15 protein-coding genes and 1 pseudogene are annotated in these 16,187 nt (G+C 64.9%); 12 read left to right on the top strand and 4 right to left on the bottom strand.

The annotated features are described in order from the left end of the window. Nucleotides 1-6: 6 nt before the first annotated feature. From lpxB to AC1RQK_RS08890, 3 genes are read left to right on the top strand one after another with little or no spacing between them, the layout of a single operon-like run. Nucleotides 7-1,212, top strand: a complete 1,206-nt coding sequence (gene lpxB, locus AC1RQK_RS08900) for a lipid-A-disaccharide synthase (RefSeq protein ID WP_492371708.1) — start codon at nt 7-9, stop codon at nt 1,210-1,212. After that, nucleotides 1,212-1,922, top strand: coding sequence for a ribonuclease HII (gene rnhB, locus AC1RQK_RS08895; protein ID WP_492371709.1), 711 nt, complete (start codon nt 1,212-1,214; stop codon nt 1,920-1,922). Before lpxB ends, rnhB begins: the two co-directional genes overlap by 1 nt. Then, nucleotides 1,919-2,701, top strand: coding sequence for a TrmH family RNA methyltransferase (locus AC1RQK_RS08890; RefSeq protein WP_416048775.1), 783 nt, complete (start codon nt 1,919-1,921; stop codon nt 2,699-2,701). Before rnhB ends, AC1RQK_RS08890 begins: the two co-directional genes overlap by 4 nt. A 61-nt stretch (nt 2,702-2,762) precedes the next feature. Here AC1RQK_RS08890 and ppsR read toward each other — a convergent pair whose 3' ends face one another. Then, nucleotides 2,763-3,674 (bottom strand): posphoenolpyruvate synthetase regulatory kinase/phosphorylase PpsR, encoded by a 912-nt coding sequence (ppsR, locus tag AC1RQK_RS08885; RefSeq protein WP_301542523.1) that lies wholly within the window; start codon nt 3,672-3,674, stop codon nt 2,763-2,765. Between the two features lie 268 nt (nt 3,675-3,942). Here ppsR and ppsA point away from each other — a divergent pair, with 268 nt between their 5' ends. From ppsA to AC1RQK_RS08870, 3 genes are all read left to right on the top strand, one after another. Further along, the gene (gene ppsA, locus AC1RQK_RS08880; protein ID WP_492371710.1) at nt 3,943-6,327 is read left to right on the top strand and encodes a phosphoenolpyruvate synthase; all 2,385 of its coding nucleotides are present in this window, start codon (nt 3,943-3,945) and stop codon (nt 6,325-6,327) included. Between the two features lie 157 nt (nt 6,328-6,484). After that, a complete protein-coding gene (locus AC1RQK_RS08875; RefSeq protein ID WP_492371711.1) occupies nt 6,485-6,910 on the top strand; it encodes an NfeD family protein in 426 nt (141 codons plus the stop codon). An 84-nt stretch (nt 6,911-6,994) separates the two neighbouring features. Continuing rightward, nucleotides 6,995-7,927 carry an SPFH domain-containing protein gene (locus AC1RQK_RS08870; RefSeq protein ID WP_459371101.1) on the top strand — a complete coding sequence of 311 codons (933 nt, stop codon included), beginning with the start codon at nt 6,995-6,997 and terminating at the stop codon, nt 7,925-7,927. Nucleotides 7,928-8,002: 75 nt separating this feature from the next. On the opposite strand, the gene smpB is transcribed toward AC1RQK_RS08870, so the two are convergent. Further along, nucleotides 8,003-8,455, bottom strand: a complete 453-nt coding sequence (gene smpB / locus AC1RQK_RS08865) for an SsrA-binding protein SmpB (RefSeq protein ID WP_006164727.1) — start codon at nt 8,453-8,455, stop codon at nt 8,003-8,005. 239 nt (nt 8,456-8,694) lie between these two features. Here smpB and AC1RQK_RS08860 point away from each other — a divergent pair, with 239 nt between their 5' ends. Together AC1RQK_RS08860 and AC1RQK_RS08855 are read left to right on the top strand one after the other, a co-directional pair. After that, the gene (locus AC1RQK_RS08860) at nt 8,695-9,132 is read left to right on the top strand and encodes a type II toxin-antitoxin system RatA family toxin (RefSeq protein ID WP_150983478.1); all 438 of its coding nucleotides are present in this window, start codon (nt 8,695-8,697) and stop codon (nt 9,130-9,132) included. Continuing rightward, on the top strand, nt 9,125-9,472 hold the full coding sequence (locus tag AC1RQK_RS08855) for an RnfH family protein (protein WP_492371712.1): 348 nt from the start codon (nt 9,125-9,127) through the stop codon (nt 9,470-9,472). Before AC1RQK_RS08860 ends, AC1RQK_RS08855 begins: the two co-directional genes overlap by 8 nt. A gap of 29 nt (nt 9,473-9,501) precedes the next feature. Here the strand turns inward: AC1RQK_RS08855 and AC1RQK_RS08850 are convergent, their stop codons facing one another. Continuing rightward, entirely contained in the window at nt 9,502-10,071 is a 570-nt protein-coding gene (locus AC1RQK_RS08850) for a DUF4124 domain-containing protein (protein WP_492808583.1), read from the bottom strand. A 118-nt stretch (nt 10,072-10,189) separates the two neighbouring features. After that, nucleotides 10,190-11,158, bottom strand: a complete 969-nt coding sequence (locus AC1RQK_RS08845; RefSeq protein WP_492808582.1) for a DMT family transporter — start codon at nt 11,156-11,158, stop codon at nt 10,190-10,192. 123 nt (nt 11,159-11,281) lie between these two features. Here AC1RQK_RS08845 and guaB point away from each other — a divergent pair, with 123 nt between their 5' ends. The 4 genes and pseudogenes from guaB to AC1RQK_RS08825 all read left to right on the top strand — a co-directional run. Further along, nucleotides 11,282-12,745: an IMP dehydrogenase gene (gene guaB / locus AC1RQK_RS08840; RefSeq protein WP_006163509.1), complete on the top strand. Its 1,464-nt coding sequence runs from the start codon at nt 11,282-11,284 to the stop codon at nt 12,743-12,745. A 140-nt stretch (nt 12,746-12,885) separates the two neighbouring features. Then, the gene (locus tag AC1RQK_RS08835; RefSeq protein ID WP_492808579.1) at nt 12,886-13,497 is read left to right on the top strand and encodes a hypothetical protein; all 612 of its coding nucleotides are present in this window, start codon (nt 12,886-12,888) and stop codon (nt 13,495-13,497) included. Continuing rightward, on the top strand, nt 13,472-15,091 hold the full coding sequence (gene guaA, locus AC1RQK_RS08830; protein WP_043346901.1) for a glutamine-hydrolyzing GMP synthase: 1,620 nt from the start codon (nt 13,472-13,474) through the stop codon (nt 15,089-15,091). Before AC1RQK_RS08835 ends, guaA begins: the two co-directional genes overlap by 26 nt. A 301-nt stretch (nt 15,092-15,392) precedes the next feature. Next, nucleotides 15,393-15,944: pseudogene (locus tag AC1RQK_RS08825) on the top strand (tyrosine-type recombinase/integrase); the annotation flags it as partial. Nucleotides 15,945-16,187: the final 243 nt, after the last annotated feature.

The raw sequence follows: 16,187 nt of genomic DNA, 5'->3' as shown, positions 1-16,187 counted from the left end.
ACAGCCATGGTCGATGGTGTCCTACCGGCCATGGAGGCCACGCCGGTTGCGGCGGGTGCGGGCAATCGCGGCACCATTGCCATGGTGGCTGGCGAGAACTCCGGCGACCTGCTTGCCTCCCTGCTGATGGGCGGGCTCAAGGCCCGCCTCGGTGAAGTGAGCTACGCCGGCATCGGCGGCCCCCGCATGATGGCGCAGGGGTTCGAGTCGCAATGGCCGATGGACACCCTCTCGGTCAACGGCTACGTGGAGGTGCTGGGCTCGCTGCGCGAGATTCTCGCCACGCGCCGCGCCATCAAGGAAAAGCTGCTGGCGCAGCCGCCGCTGTGCTTCATCGGCGTGGACGCGCCGGATTTCAACTTCGGGCTCGAAGTGCCGCTGCGCCGTGCCGGCATTCCGGTGGTGCACTTCGTCAGCCCGTCGATCTGGGCCTGGCGCGGCGGGCGCATCCGCACCATCGCGCGCGCGGTCGACCACATCCTGTGCCTGTTTCCGTTCGAGCCGGAGATCTACGCCCGCGCCGGGATTCCCGCCACCTATGTGGGCCATCCGCTGGCCGACGTGATCCCGATGGTGCCGGACACGCAGGGCGCCCGCGAGAAGCTTGGCCTGCCGGCCGGGCCGCGCGTGGTGGCCGTGCTGCCCGGTAGCCGGCAGTCCGAGGTGCGCAACCTGGGCGCGACTTTCTTCGCGGCCATGGCGCGCATGCACAGCATGGACGGCAATCTCGCCTTTGTGCTGCCGGTTGCCAGCGCGCCGCTGCGAGAGATCGTCGCGGGCCTGCACCAGCAGTATCCGCAGATCCCGCTGACCGTCGTCGACGGGCAGTCTCACCTGGCCATGGAAGCCGCCGACGTGATCCTGCTGGCTAGCGGTACCGCCACGCTGGAGGCCGCGCTGTACAAGAAGCCCATGGTGATTTCGTACAAGGTGCCCTGGCTGACCGCGCAGATCATGAAGCGGCAGGGTTATCTGCCGTATGTGGGCCTGCCCAACATCCTGTCCGGGCGTTTTGTCGTGCCCGAGTTGTTGCAGGATGACGCCACGCCCGAGGCATTGGCGCGCGAGACGCTGCTGCAGTTGAACGACGAAGGCAATACCGCGTTCCTGCGGGACCATTTCACCCAGATGCACCAGACGCTTAAACGCAATACCGCCGAGATCGCTTCGGCCGTGGTCGCCGACCTGATCCGGCAGCGGAGGGGCGTGTAATGGCGCGCCGACCCACAGCCACCGCGAAGGGCGATGCGGCCCAGCTCGGCTTTGACCTGGCCGGCACCGCCGCGCAGGCACGCCACTTGTGCGGCGTGGACGAAGCGGGCAGGGGCCCGCTGGCCGGCCCGGTCTATGCCGCCGCCGTGGTGCTGGATCCGGCCCGCCCGATCCAGGGCCTGGCGGACTCCAAGGTGCTGACCGCGCGCCGCCGCGAGGCGCTGTTCGACGAGATTCGCGAGCGCGCCCTGGGCTGGCATATCGCCCAGGCTTCGGTGGAAGAAATCGACACGATCAACATCCTGCATGCCACCATGCTGGCCATGCAGCGTGCCGTGCATGGCCTGGCTGATTCCGGCCTGGAGCCGGACCTGGTGCAGGTCGACGGCAACCGCTGCCCGCAGGTGCGCTTTGCGGTCGAGGCCATCGTGAAAGGCGATGCCAAGGTGCAGGCCATCTCGGCGGCTTCCATCCTCGCCAAGGTGGCGCGAGACCGCGAGTTGCTGGTGCTGCATGCCGCATACCCGCAGTACGGCTTCGATGCCCACGCCGGTTACGGCACGCCGCAGCACCTGGCCGCGCTCACCGAGTTCGGCGCCACGCCGCACCACCGGCGCTCGTTTGCGCCCGTGCGCGAAGCCATCGCGATGGGGCGGATCGCGCCCGTGGCCGCCATCCCGGCGCCAGCATTCCCGGAGCCGCTACAGTGAAACACGTCACGTCGCGCGAAAACGCGCTGTTCAAGCACCTCAAGGCACTGACTGGTTCCACGCATGCACGCCGCAAGGCGGGGCAGTCGGTGCTGGATGGCGTGCACCTGGCGCAAGCCTACCTGGACGCGCTGGGCCAGCCGGTGCAGTGCGTGGTGTCGGAGCGGCACTACGATCATGCCGAGGTGGCGCAGCTGCTCAGGCAGATCGAGCCCGAGCGCGTGGTCCTGCTGGCGGATGCCTTGTTCGATCTGATCGCCGGCGTGGTCAACGGCATCGACCTGATGCTGGTCATCGATACGCCCTCCGGCCACTTGCCGTCGCATATCGACACCGATTGCATCATCCTGGACGGCGTCCAGGATGCAGGCAACGTCGGCTCTATCCTGCGCAGCGCCGCGGCCGCAGGCATCCAGCACGCCTTCCTCGTCACGGGCAGTGCCTTCGCCTGGTCCACCAAGACCCTGCGGGCCGCCATGGGCGCCAATTTCCACCTGAACATTGTCGAGCATTGCACGCTCGACATGCTGGCGCCGCGCCTGGCGGTGCCGCTGCTGGCCACGTCCTCGCACGCGCAGGCAGCCGTGTTCGACACCGATCTGCGCGCACCTGTAGGCTGGGTGGTCGGCAATGAAGGCGCGGGCGTGAGCCCGGAATGGATGGCCAAGGTCAGCCGCACGGTGGGCATTCCCCAGCCGGGCGGGCTGGAATCGCTGAATGTGGCGGCCGCGACGGCGATCTGCCTGTTCGAAGCGGTGCGGCAGCGCCGCCCTGGTTAAGCCTGCCACCACTTCGCCGCACTGACGGGCCTGCGCGCCCGCCGCGCGGCGTCAGCCTGACTCAATAGTTGCTGTCGCGGTCCACCTTGATCTCCTGCAGGATCGTGGTGGCGATCTCTTCGATCGACTTGTGGGTGGACGACAGCCACTTGATGCCCTCGCGGCGCATCATGGCCTCGGCCTCGTTGACCTCGTAGCGGCAGTTTTCCGGCGCGGCGTACTTGCTGCCCGGGCGCCGCTCGTTGCGGATCTCGGCCAGGCGCTGCGGGTTGATCGACAACCCGAAGATCTTGCTCTTGAACGCGTAGAGTGCGGTAGGCAGCTTGCCGCGCTCGAAGTCGTCGGGAATCAACGGGTAATTGGCCGCCTTCAGCCCGTACTGCATGGCCAGGTAAAGGCTGGTCGGGGTCTTGCCGCTGCGCGACACGCCCACCAGGATGATGTCGGCCTCGGCCAGGTTCTTGTGCGACTGGCCATCGTCATGCGCGAGCGAGAAGTTGATCGCCTCGATGCGGTTCTGGTAGGCCTCGGTGTCCGCGTTCTGGTGAAAACGTCCGATCGCATGGGTGGACTTCAGCCCGAGTTCCTTTTCCAGCGGCTCGATAAAGGTCTGGAACATGTCCAGGATCATGGCCTTGGCGCGGCGGATCGCCTTGTTCGACTCCTGGTTGACCAGGGTGGTGAAGACGATGGGCTGCACGCCTTCCGCGTAGAAGGCCTCGTTGATCTTGCCCACCGCGATGTGCGCTTTTTCGGGCGTGTCGACGAACGGCATGCGCACCTTGCGGAAACGCATCTCGAACTGGGCCAGGATCGAGTGGCTGAAGGTCTCGGCGGTAATGCCGGTGCCATCGGAGACGATAAAGACCGTGCGGATGGCGGGGCGCTCCTCCTCCTTACGCGGTTCCTGGGGGTGCTGCGGCGCAAGGGGCGCGGCGGGAGCGTCGGGCTGGGGAGCGTCGGGGAGGGACATGTATGGACAATTATTTTTGAATCCGCGTTCCGCGAAAGTGCGGTGCGGCACGGTAGAATAGCGGCGATCTTTTCGCTAAGCAATTCCGCCAGCGCTGTTGGCACAACGATTCGGCCACGAATTGTCAACAATGTGCGCTGCAGCAATCACGATCGCACACCGATTGTGAGCCGCTGGGGCTGTTTAGCCAAGCGATCCGTCCGGTAGCAGAACTCCAACAATATTCCGGGCGTCAGCAACAGGTTTCTTACTTTGTTTTGAGGCTTTTATGAACAACCCGGCAATTGACGGCGCATACCTGCTGCCGTTCGAGCAGTTGCGCAAGGAAGATGTGGAAACCGTGGGCGGCAAGAACTCGTCGCTCGGCGAGATGATCTCGCAGCTGGCGGAAGCTGGCGTGCGTGTGCCCGGCGGCTTTGCCACCACTTCGCTGGCTTTCCGCGACTTCCTCGCTCATAGCAACCTGACCCAACGCATCTCCGATCGCCTGAAGGCCCTCAACGTCGACGACGTCAAGGCCCTGGCCGAAGCCGGTGCCGAGATCCGCAGCTGGGTCGTCGAAGCGCCGTTCCAGCCCCGCCTGGAAAAGGAAATCCGCGAGTTCTACGCGCGTGCCGAGGAGCGCGAAGGCGCCGAGGCTTCGTTCGCCGTGCGTTCGTCGGCGACCGCCGAAGACCTGCCGGATGCATCGTTCGCCGGCCAGCAGGAGTCGTACCTCAACGTCAGCGGCATTGACGATGTGCTGGACAAGATCCGCCACGTGTTCGCCTCGCTGTACAACGACCGCGCCATTTCCTATCGCGTGCACAAGGGCTTCGCGCACGACATCGTCGCGCTGTCCGCCGGCGTGCAGCGCATGGTGCGCTCGGATGTGGGCGCCGCAGGCGTGATGTTCACCATCGACACCGAATCCGGCTTCCCCGATGTCGTCTTCATCACCTCCAGCTACGGCCTGGGCGAAACGGTGGTGCAGGGCGCGGTCAACCCGGACGAGTTCTACGTCTTCAAGCCCACGCTGCAAGCGGGCAAGTACCCCATCATCCGCCGCTCGATCGGCTCCAAGCTGATCAAGATGGAATTCACCGCGCCGGGCGAAGCCGGCCGCGTCAAGACCGTCGACGTGCCCATCGAACTGCGCAACCGCTACTCCATCACCGACGCCGATGTGTCGGAGCTGGCCAAGTACGCGATGATCATCGAGAAGCACTACGGCCGCCCGATGGACATCGAGTGGGGCAAGGACGGCCGCGACGGCAAGATCTACATCCTGCAGGCCCGCCCGGAAACGGTGAAGAGCCAGTCCGCCGGCAAGGCAGAGCAGCGCTTCAAGCTCAAGGGCACCGCGCCCGTGCTGACCAGCGGCCGCGCCATCGGCCAGAAGATCGGCACCGGCCGTGTCCGTGTGATCAATGACCCGTCCGAAATGGAGCGCGTGCAGCCCGGCGACGTGCTGGTTGCCGACATGACCGATCCCAACTGGGAGCCGGTGATGAAGCGCGCCGCCGCCATCGTGACCAACCGCGGCGGCCGTACCTGCCACGCGGCCATCATCGCGCGCGAGCTGGGCGTGCCCGCCGTGGTCGGCTGCGGCGACGCCACCGACCTGCTCAAGGACGGCACGCTGGTGACGGTGTCGTGCGCCGAGGGCGATGAAGGCCGCATCTACGACGGCTTGCTGGAAACCGAGGTCACCGAAGTGCAGCGCGGCGAAATGCCGGAGATCGACGTCAAGATCATGATGAACGTCGGCAACCCGCAACTGGCCTTCGACTTCTGCCAGATCCCGAACCAGGGTGTTGGCCTGGCCCGCCTCGAGTTCATCATCAACAACAACATCGGTGTCCACCCGAAGGCCATCCTCGACTACCCGCAAGTCGATGCCGACCTGAAGAAGGCCGTGGAAAGCGTGGCCCGTGGCCATGCCAGCCCGCGTGCGTTCTACGTGGACAAGCTGGCTGAAGGCATCGCCACCATCGGCGCGGCGTTCTACCCGAAGCCCGTCATCGTGCGCCTGTCGGATTTCAAGTCCAACGAGTACAAGAAGCTGATCGGCGGCTCGCGCTACGAGCCGGACGAAGAAAACCCCATGCTGGGTTTCCGTGGCGCCTCGCGCTACATCTCCGAAGACTTTGCCGAAGCCTTCGAGATGGAATGCAAGGCCATGAAGCGCGTGCGCGACGACATGGGCCTGACCAACGTCGAGATCATGGTGCCGTTCGTGCGCACGCTCGGCCAGGCCGAGAAGGTCATCGGCCTGCTGGCCAAGCACGGACTGAAGCGCGGCGAGAACGGCCTGCGCGTCATCATGATGTGCGAAGTGCCGTCCAACGCCATCCTGGCTGAAGAGTTCCTGCAGTACTTCGATGGCTTCTCGATCGGCTCGAACGACTTGACCCAGCTCACGCTGGGCCTGGACCGGGACTCCGGCATGGAGCTGCTGGCCAAGGACTTCGACGAACGCGACCCGGCCGTCAAGTTCATGCTGTCGCGCGCTATCTCTACCGCGCTGCGCCTGGACAAGTACGTTGGCATTTGCGGCCAAGGCCCCTCGGACCACCCGGACTTTGCGCTGTGGCTGGCCAAGGAAGGCATCAAGTCGATCTCGCTGAATCCGGATTCGGTGGTCGATACCTGGAAGCAACTGGCTTCCTGAGGCATTTGACGTCACAATAGCGGTACACCGGCCCTGCGCCAGGTGTTCCGAACCCCCGCAGGCGCCCTGGCGCTGCGGGGGTTTTTTGTTTTGGCCGTGGCCAGGACAAACGTCGGTAAGCACGTAAGCAAGTAAGCAGTTAAGCAAGGAGGCAAAGATGGCGCCGTACTACATCTGGTTTGCGCTGGCCGCGGTGCTGGTGATCGCGGAACTGGGCCTCGGCACCTTGTATTTGCTGATGGTGGCGCTGGGCGCCGCGGCGGGTGGCCTGGGTGCGCTGGCCGGGCTTGGTGCAGCCGCCCAGACCCTGCTGGCGGCGCTGGTGGCGCTAGCGGGCTTTGTCGCGCTGCGGCGCTCCCGCTATGGGCGCGTGAGGCGCGATGCGGCGGAGCGCGATCCCAACGTCAACCCGGACATCGGCCAGGAGCTAGAAGTGCCGGCCTGGGGCGACGCCGGGCGGGCACGCGTGCGCTACCGCGGCACCGACTGGGACGTGGAACTCCAGGCGGCCGGCCCGGCAGCGCCCGGGCGTTTTCGCATCGTCGAGGTGCGCGGCAACACGCTCTTCGTCAGCCCGCGATAGAGCAAGGTAGGGCGAGGCAGGGCGCGGCCTCGGTTTCCCCCGTTTTTTGCAGTTCGCTTTTCTCAACCCCGTCACGGAGGTCCCATGTTCGAATTCTTCGGCAGCCTGCTGCCCCTGCTGATCCTGGTCGCCGTCATCGTGCTGGTGGCGCAAAGCTTCAAGATCGTGCCGCAGCAACATGCCTGGGTGCTGGAACGCCTCGGCAAGTACCGCGCCACGCTGACGCCGGGGCTGACTGTCGTGCTGCCCTTCATCGATCGCGTGGCCTACAAGCATGTCCTGAAGGAAATCCCGCTCGATGTGCCGAGCCAGATCTGCATCACCAGGGACAACACGCAATTGCAGGTGGACGGCGTGTTGTATTTCCAGGTAACCGATCCGATGAAGGCATCCTACGGGTCCAGCAATTTCGTGGTGGCTATCACCCAGTTGTCGCAGACCACGCTGCGCTCGGTGATCGGCAAGCTGGAGCTGGACAAGACCTTCGAGGAGCGCGAGTACATCAACCACAGCGTGGTCAATGCGCTGGACGAGGCCGCCGCGAGCTGGGGCGTGAAGGTGCTGCGCTACGAGATCAAGGATCTCACGCCACCCAAGGAAATCCTGCATGCGATGCAGGCGCAGATTACCGCCGAGCGTGAAAAGCGCGCGCTGATCGCCGCGTCGGAAGGCAAGCGCCAGGAGCAGATCAACCTGGCCACGGGCGCGCGCGAGGCCGCCATCCAGAAGTCCGAAGGCGAGCGGCAGGCGGCCATCAACCGGGCACAGGGCGAGGCTTCGGCGATCCTGGCGGTGGCGGAGGCCAACGCGCAGGCCATCGAGAAGATCGGGCATGCCATCCGCACGGACGGTGGCATGGAGGCGGTGAACCTGAAGGTGGCCGAGGAGTACGTGAGCGCCTTCGGCAATCTGGCCAAGCAGGGCAACACGCTGATCGTGCCGGGCAACCTTGGCGACATGAGCACCATGATTGCGTCGGCGCTGCAGATCGTCAAAGGCCAGCAGAAGGGGGCTTGAAGGGAGGGGGCTTGAAGGAGAAGGCTTGCACAGAGCAGGCAGTCATGCGGCGTGCCGCCGGGCTGCCTTGGTCTTTTACTCCTTGCCCGCACCCTTCATGATGCGTGCCTTCTCCCGCTGCCAGTCGCGGTCCTTCTCGGTTTCGCGCTTGTCGAACATCTTCTTGCCCTTGGCCAGCCCGATCTCGCATTTGACGCGTCCGCGCGTGTAATGCAGGTTGAGCGGCACGATCGTGAAGCCGCGCTGCTCCACCTTGCCGATCAGGCGCTTGATCTCTTCTGCCTTGAGCAGCAGCTTGCGGGTGCGCACCGCGTCGGGCGAGATGTGGGTGGATGCGCTGTTCAGCGCGCTGATATGGGCGCCGATCAGGAACAGCTCGGCGTCGCGAATGACCACGTAGCCTTCCTTGATCTGCACGCGTCCCGCGCGGATCGCCTTGACTTCCCAGCCCTCGAGCACGATCCCCGCCTCATATCGCTCTTCGATGAAGTAGTCGAAAAAGGCTTTCTTGTTGTCTGCGATGGTCATGCGGTCCGGATAGTGGAAATGGAGATAAGTAAAACAAGCACCAAAAAACGTAGGGGAAAGACGCTGCAGGGCCGTGCAAGGCCGTCAGGCCGCGGTTTGGGCGCTATCGTGCGCGCCCGGGGTGCCGTCGGCGCGCGCGTGGGCTAAAATCGGGATTCTAGCAAACCGGCCCGCTCCGGTGGATTCCGCAGTGCGTCATGGCGCTGGCGGCGCCTGCGCGGGCCATGATTCCCCACTACATGGCAGACGTCCATAAATCCGTGCTGCTCGGCCATTCCGCCGAGCAGATGTACAACCTGGTCACGCAAGTCGAGGACTATCCCAAGTTCCTCCCCTGGTGCGGTGGCGTGGAGGTGTTCGAGCAGACCGAGACGATGCTCGACGCCAAGATCTACATCCACTTCAACGGCATCAAGCAGTATTTCCACACCCGCAATACGCAGGAGCGGCCCACCAAGATCGATATGGTGTTCGAGGATGGCCCCTTCAAGACCTTCAGCGGTTCCTGGCGCTTCACGCCGTTGCGCGAGGATGCCTGCAAGATCGAATTCCACCTGCATTACGAGTTTTCCAGCTTCCTGCTGGAGAAAATCATCGGGCCGGTGTTCAGCATGATCGCCAATACGTTTGTCGATGCGTTCGTCAAGCGTGCCGAAATGGTCTACGGCAATGGCTGAGCACGACGCCGGCACCGCGGCTCCGGTGCGCATCTCGGTTTGCTATGCCCGCCCAGGCGACGCCTTCCTGAAGGAGGTCGAGGTGCCCTTCGGCACCAGCATTGTCGCCGCGATCGCGGCCTCGGGCCTGCTGCAGGCTTGTCCCGAGGTGGATCCCGCCACCATGCGGGTCGGCATCTTCAGCAAGCTCAAGACGCCGGATACCCTGGTGCGGGCCGGCGACCGCGTCGAGGTCTATCGCCCGCTGGTGGCCGATCCCCAGTCGGCCCGCAACCGGCGCGTGCAAAAGACCCGCAAGGGCGGCACGCGCGAAGGGCAGAAATGGCTGCGTGGCGGCTGACAGGCCCCGGCGCGGAGTTGCGCACGCGCTCAGACGCAGTTTTGTGCGATCGCGGCGTTGACGCGTTGCAATTCGGCTTGCCGCTCGTCATCGTTCAGTTGCTGCGGCGAGCCATCTGGCGCTGACACGGCAATGCGGCGGTTCTGCTGCAGGGACGTCGCATAGTTGCGCGATTGCGCGCAGCGCACCTGGCGCTCCTGCGCGGCCAGGTCCTTGGCGGCCTGGTCCGCTTCGGCCTTTGCCTGCGCGGCGCGGCGTTTCTCGAAGGCTTCCTCGGCACTTGCCATGGACTCGGCTTTCACACTGCCATTGCCCTTTGCGCCCGGCGCCGGCGCAGCCTGGGTGGCGGCGGCAACGCCTGCAGGGCCGGTTGCAGCGGCTGGCGGCTCGACCGGGCGCAAGCTGCCGGCAAAGCGTCCAGGTGCCTTGATCACGCTGGCGGCAGGCACCGAGGGCGGCGGCGGCACGTCGCTGTAGACCATGCGGCCGCTGCCGTCGCGCCACTGCCATTGTGAATCCGCCTGGGCGGTGGCTGCCTGGCACAGGCAGGCGAGGGCGGCCAGCGTGGCGAGCTTGATGTGCGCGGTCGATCGTTTCATGGCTTAGCGTGTTGGGGCAGCCTGCGGTGAGAGTGCGTGGGGCAGCAGGGCGCACAGGGCCGGAACCCCGCTTTGCGAGTGACTCGTGCGCCCTTGGCTGACGGGATTGGCCGCTAGTTTAGGCAGACTTGTCGACAGCGTGCAAGCGAACCGACCAGGCCACGCCAATCATGAGCAACGCGATGGCCGCGATCTCCAGCGGGCGCGGCAGGCGATGGTCGAAGACAAAGCCGTACGCCAGCGCGAACAGCGTCTCGAATACGATCATTTGCCCCGAGAGCGTAAGCGGCAGGCGGCGGCTGGAGATATTCCAGAGGTTGTTGCCGATCAGTGACGCACCAAGCGCCACGGCCGCGTTGACCATCCAGAACCACTGCCAGTCGCGGCCGCCGCTGGCCGCATCCAGGCTGTCGCCGGCGACCAGCCAGCCCAGCAGTGCCAGCAGCGCAAGCACCACCGACACCACGCCGGTGGAGATGCCATACAGCGCGGACCATTCATTGCCGCTGTACTGCGGGTTGCGCTGCAGGTAGCGTGCGTTGTCGACCGCGTAGAGCGTCCAGCACACCAGCGCGCCGGCCGCGCACATCACGCCGGCCAGCCGTTGCCAGACCGTGCGCACCGCCTCGCCCGCGGCAGCGCCGTGCGCATGTCCGCCGCCGGCGAACAGGTCGATATTGATGCAGGCGATGCCGGCGGCCACCACCAGCAGCGGCCAGATCAGGCGCGACAGCGGCACGGCGCCATGGTCGCGCCGGCCCATGATGGTCACGGAGATGGGCAGGATGCCGATGATCAGCGAGGTGGGGCCCACGCCGGCCAGCTGCACGCCGAACGCCAGCAGCACGTAGTACAGCAGGTTGCCGGTGAAGGCCTGGCGCAGCAGCGCAAGGCAGTCCGCGCGCGTGAGCTTGCGCGCAATGCGCATCATCAGCGGCAGCGCGGCGATGAAGGCGACCAGCCCATAGGCCAGGTAGCGGCCGATCGCGAGTTCCCAGGGGGAGAAGACGGGCAGCAGCTTGGGGGCGATAAACACCATGCCCCAGAAGGCGCCGGCCAGCAGGCCGCACAGTACGCCAATACCCATTGTGGCTTGCCTATCCCTGAAAAAAAGACAAAGAGCATAGCAGACTTGAACAAGGGCACTCGCAGGCGCGTCAAGAAACGTGCCATTCCTGTATAATTCGGTTTTGCGCCTAGAGGAATTGCTATGCGTCTTGTCCAGAAAGCACTCACATTCGATGACGTGCTCCTCGTGCCGGCCTATTCGTCGGTACTGCCCCGGGATGTTTCGCTCCGTACCCGCCTGACCCGTTCGATCGAATTGAACATTCCGCTGGTATCCGCCGCCATGGATACCGTCACGGAAGCCCGCCTGGCAATTGCCATGGCGCAGGCCGGTGGTATCGGCATCGTCCACAAGAACCTGAAGCCGGCCGACCAGGCCCGGGAAGTGGCGCGCGTGAAGCGCTACGAATCCGGCGTGCTGCGTGACCCGATCACCATTCCCCCCGACATGAAGATCCGCGATGTGATTGCACTATCACATCAATACGGCATCTCCGGTTTCCCGGTGGTGGAAGGCAAGACCGTGGTCGGCATCATCACCAACCGCGACCTGCGTTTCGAGGAAGAACTGGACGCGCCCGCGCGCGCCAAGATGACGCCGCGCGAGAAGCTCGTCACGGTGGGCGAAGACGCATCGCTGGAAGACGCCAAGCGCCTGATGAACCGCCACCGCCTCGAGCGTGTGCTGGTGGTCAACAAGGACTTCGAGCTCAACGGCCTGATCACCGTCAAGGACATCCAGAAGGCAGTGGAACATCCGCTGGCCAGCAAGGATGACCGCGGCCAGCTGCGGGTCGGCGCCGCAGTCGGCGTAGGCCCTGATAACGACGAACGCGTGGACCTGCTGGTCAAGGCTGGCGTGGACGTGATCGTGGTCGATACCGCCCACGGCCACAGCCAGGGCGTGCTGGACCGCGTGCGCTGGGTCAAGCAGAACTACCCGCAAGTGCAGGTGATCGGTGGCAACATCGCCACCGGTGCTGCCGCGCGCGCGCTGGTCGATCATGGCGCCGACGGCGTCAAGGTCGGCATCGGCCCGGGCTCGATCTGCACCACCCGTATCGTTGCTGGCGTGGGCGTGCCGCAGATCACTGCGGTCTCCAACGTGGCCGAAGCCCTCAAGGGCACCGGCGTGCCGCTGGTGGCCGACGGCGGCATCCGCTACTCGGGCGACATCGCCAAGGCACTGGCTGCCGGCGCGCATGTGGTCATGATGGGCGGCATGTTCTCCGGTACCGAAGAGGCACCGGGCGAAGTGTTCCTGTACCAGGGCCGCTCCTTCAAGAGCTACCGCGGCATGGGTTCGGTCGGCGCGATGAAGGACGGCGCGGCAGATCGCTACTTCCAGGAAGACAACACCGCCAACGTCGACAAGCTGGTTCCCGAAGGCATTGAAGGCCGCGTGGCCTACAAGGGCTCGGTCACCGCCATCATCCACCAGATGTGCGGCGGCGTGCGTGCTTCCATGGGCTACTGCGGCAGCAGCTCGATCGCCGACTGGCACGAGACGTCCGAGTTCGTGCAGATCACCGCCGCGGGCATGCGCGAGTCGCATGTGCACGACGTGCAGATCACCAAGGAAGCGCCGAACTACTACATCGACTAAGTCGGTGTCAGTGAGTCGACCAGGCAGGTCTTTATGAACTGGCGGCTGTGCGGGACCTGGATGTCCCGCCAGCCGCGCGCCGGCTGCGCCGCCCGGCGCCGCCCGCAAGCCAGGCACTGCGCCTGGCCGGAGGAGTTCTCATGAAAGTATTGCTGCGTGCCGTGCTGTTCCTGGACGCGTTGCTGAATCTGCTGCTCGGCATCGTCATGCTGCTGTCGCCTTTCACGACCCTTTATAGCGCGCTGCAACTGCCGCAGCCGCAGCCCGCGATGTACGGGCAGTTGCTCGGCGTGGCCCTGGTCGGCTTGGCCTTGCTGCTGTGGCAGGCAACCGTCAACGGGCAGCTTACGGTGGCGGTGGCGCGAACAGTCGGGCAGGTCAATCTCACCAGCGCGGTGCTGATCGTGGCGTGGATGCTTATGCTCGAGCTGCCGGTGCAGGGCGCCGGCAAGATCTGGCTGCCGGTGCTGGCCGCGGTCCTGGCCTTCTTCGCCGCGGTGCAGATCCCGGCCGCCAAGCGCGTACGCGTGCGCGAACGCGAACAGCGTGAACAACGCGAGCTGCAAAAAGAGACGCAAAACAAGGATGCCGGCACCGCCCCCGTGGCACGCCGGCCGCAATCACCCGAATACCGGCGCGAGCCGGGTGTCACGCCGCCGCCCGGCTATGGTCCGGGCACCGAAGTGATGACCGAGCCCGCACCGGACGAAACGCCATCCGCCCATCATGCACGACAAAGTCCTCATCCTTGATTTCGGCTCGCAAGTTACGCAGCTGATCGCCCGCCGCGTGCGCGAAGCGCACGTCTACTGCGAAATCCACCCGAACGACGTCACGGACGAATTCGTGCGCGAGTTCGCGCCCAAGGGCATCATCCTGTCCGGCAGCCACGCCAGCACCTACGAAGACCACCAGCTGCGCGCGCCGCAGGCCGTGTGGGACCTCGGCGTGCCGGTGCTGGGCATCTGCTACGGCATGCAGACCATGGCCGTGCAACTGGGCGGCAAGGTGGAGTGGAGCGACCATCGCGAGTTTGGCTACGCCGAGATGCGTGCGCATGGCCACACCGCGCTGCTCAAGGACCTGGAAGATTTCTCCACGCCCGAAGGCCACGGCATGCTCAAGGTCTGGATGAGCCACGGCGACAAGGTCGCCGAGCTGCCGCCGGGCTTCAAGCTGATGGCCTCCACGCCGAGCTGCCCGATCGCCGCCATGGCCGACGAAGCGCGCGGCTACTACGCCGTGCAGTTCCACCCGGAAGTCACGCATACCGCCAAGGGCCGCGACATCCTGGAGCGCTTCGTGCTGAAGATCGCGGGCGCCAAGCCTGACTGGGTCATGCATGACCACATCACCGAAGCCGTCGCCAAGATCCGCGAACAGGTCGGCGACGAAGAAGTGATCCTCGGCCTGTCCGGCGGCGTCGATTCCTCGGTGGCCGCAGCCCTGATCCACCGCGCCATCGGCGACCAGCTCACCTGCGTGTTCGTCGACCACGGCCTGCTGCGCCTGAACGAAGGCAAGATGGTGATGGACATGTTCGCCGGCCGCCTGCACGCCAAGGTCATCGCCATCGACGCGTCCGAGCAGTTCCTCGGCCACCTGGCTGGCGTGACCGATCCCGAGCAAAAGCGCAAGATCATCGGCCGCGAGTTCGTCGAAGTGTTCCAGGCCGAGGCCAAGAAGCTGACCAACGCGAAGTGGCTGGCCCAAGGCACGATCTACCCCGACGTGGTGGAGTCCGGTGGCACCAAGACCAAGAAGGCCACCACCATCAAGAGCCACCACAACGTGGGCGGCCTGCCGGAGACGCTCGGCCTGAAGCTGCTCGAGCCGCTGCGAGACCTGTTCAAGGACGAAGTCCGCGAACTCGGCGTGGCGCTCGGCCTGCCGCCGGAGATGGTCTACCGCCACCCGTTCCCCGGCCCGGGCCTGGGCGTGCGTATCCTGGGCGAAGTCAAGCGTGACTACGCCGAGCTGCTGCGCCGCGCCGACGCGATCTTCATCGAAGAGCTGCGTGGCACGGTTGCTACCGAGCAGGATGCCGCTGCGGGCATGTGCGAGCCTTCGCAAGTGGGCAAGAGCTGGTACGACCTGACCAGCCAGGCCTTTGCGGTGTTCTTGCCGGTCAAGTCGGTTGGCGTGATGGGCGACGGCCGAACCTATGACTACGTGGTCGCGCTGCGCGCGGTGCAGACCACCGATTTCATGACGGCGCATTGGGCGCATTTGCCGTACGCGCTGCTGGGCCGCTGCTCGAACCGCATCATCAATGAGGTTCGGGGGTTGAATCGCGTGGTGTATGACGTGTCGGGCAAGCCGCCGGCAACGATCGAGTGGGAGTGAAATCGGGTCCTTCGGGGACTATCGACTGCTATCGAAAAATCGTCGTAACGTATTGATTTAAAAAGAAATGGGTTGCGACGGCTATCGGTCACCATCGCCGGCCAGCGGAACTGGTTGGCGGTAGAAGTGGCAGTAGAACCAGGAGGCCGGATTAAGGCCCTCCCGCTTACTATCCAGACCAAATCGGTCTTTGACGGTAAAAGTCTCTTCGGGAAAGCTGGCTTTATGCGGTTTTCCCGGCATCAGCAGGTCTCCTGGCCCCTGACGGTAAAAGCCGTCATGAACAGGAGGAAAAACCTCGATGCTTACCGACACCGCACTGCGCAATCTCAAGCCTAAATCCAAGACATACAAGGCTTCCGACCGCGATGGCATGTATGTGACGGTATCGCCCACCGGTACCGTCACCTTCCGCTAGGTTTACCGTCTCAATGGCCGGCGCGAGACGCTGACCATTGGCCGCCACGGGCCGTCCGGCATCTCGCTGGCGATGGTTCGAGAAGAGCTGCTCGACGCCAAGAAGGCCGTCGCCCAAGGCAAGTCCCCAGCCCACGAGAAGCAGCGCGAAAAGCGCCGACTGACCGCCGCCAAGACCTTTGGCGACGTGACCGACAAGTGGCTGGTGGATGCCCGGATTGCCGACAGCACCGAGGCGATGTGCAAGAGCATCGTCGATCGGGACATTCTGCCGGCCTTCCAGAACCGGATGCTCAATGAAATCACCGCTGATGACCTGCGCGCCCTGTGCGGTAAGGTGAAGGTGCGCGGTGCGCCCGCCACCGCGGTGCATGTCCGCGACATCGTGAAACAGGTCTATGCCGTCGCCAGCCTGCATGGTGAGAGGGCGATCAACCTGATCGAACACGATCTGCCACGGTTGACGGCCGAGCCAATCAGCGCGGAGGCCTTGCGGGAGAGCCGTGAGCGATTGCTGGCACGCGGGGCAGGGTGGCTGGACAAGCCTTCGTGCGCATTTCTTCGGTCAGTAGAAGACGAGAAGCCGGACTTCGGCATTCTCGGGCTTTCTCATGCGAGTCAGTTGCCGGGTGTTCGGCGGAAGTTGCATAACCTGGCCCAGCGTGCCGCGGCCAAGCGC

This window comes from Cupriavidus sp. GW822-FHT02D05, from assembly GCF_058802485.1.
Note: the sequence above shows the minus strand (reverse complement) of the source record. Positions and strands in the feature narration are given on the sequence as shown.

What these genes read in the sequence shown, in the direction of transcription:
- lpxB (WP_492371708.1), top strand. Translation starts at nt 7, where the DNA reads ATGGTCGATGGTGTCCTACCGGCCATGGAGGCCACGCCGGTTGCGGCG.
- rnhB (WP_492371709.1), top strand. Translation starts at nt 1,212, where the DNA reads ATGGCGCGCCGACCCACAGCCACCGCGAAGGGCGATGCGGCCCAGCTC.
- ppsR (WP_301542523.1), bottom strand. Translation starts at nt 3,674, where the DNA reads ATGTCCCTCCCCGACGCTCCCCAGCCCGACGCTCCCGCCGCGCCCCTT.
- ppsA (WP_492371710.1), top strand. Translation starts at nt 3,943, where the DNA reads ATGAACAACCCGGCAATTGACGGCGCATACCTGCTGCCGTTCGAGCAG.
- AC1RQK_RS08875 (WP_492371711.1), top strand. Translation starts at nt 6,485, where the DNA reads ATGGCGCCGTACTACATCTGGTTTGCGCTGGCCGCGGTGCTGGTGATC.
- AC1RQK_RS08870 (WP_459371101.1), top strand. Translation starts at nt 6,995, where the DNA reads ATGTTCGAATTCTTCGGCAGCCTGCTGCCCCTGCTGATCCTGGTCGCC.
- smpB (WP_006164727.1), bottom strand. Translation starts at nt 8,455, where the DNA reads ATGACCATCGCAGACAACAAGAAAGCCTTTTTCGACTACTTCATCGAA.
- AC1RQK_RS08860 (WP_150983478.1), top strand. Translation starts at nt 8,695, where the DNA reads ATGGCAGACGTCCATAAATCCGTGCTGCTCGGCCATTCCGCCGAGCAG.
- AC1RQK_RS08855 (WP_492371712.1), top strand. Translation starts at nt 9,125, where the DNA reads ATGGCTGAGCACGACGCCGGCACCGCGGCTCCGGTGCGCATCTCGGTT.
- AC1RQK_RS08850 (WP_492808583.1), bottom strand. Translation starts at nt 10,071, where the DNA reads ATGAAACGATCGACCGCGCACATCAAGCTCGCCACGCTGGCCGCCCTC.
- AC1RQK_RS08845 (WP_492808582.1), bottom strand. Translation starts at nt 11,158, where the DNA reads ATGGGTATTGGCGTACTGTGCGGCCTGCTGGCCGGCGCCTTCTGGGGC.
- guaB (WP_006163509.1), top strand. Translation starts at nt 11,282, where the DNA reads ATGCGTCTTGTCCAGAAAGCACTCACATTCGATGACGTGCTCCTCGTG.
- AC1RQK_RS08835 (WP_492808579.1), top strand. Translation starts at nt 12,886, where the DNA reads ATGAAAGTATTGCTGCGTGCCGTGCTGTTCCTGGACGCGTTGCTGAAT.
- guaA (WP_043346901.1), top strand. Translation starts at nt 13,472, where the DNA reads ATGCACGACAAAGTCCTCATCCTTGATTTCGGCTCGCAAGTTACGCAG.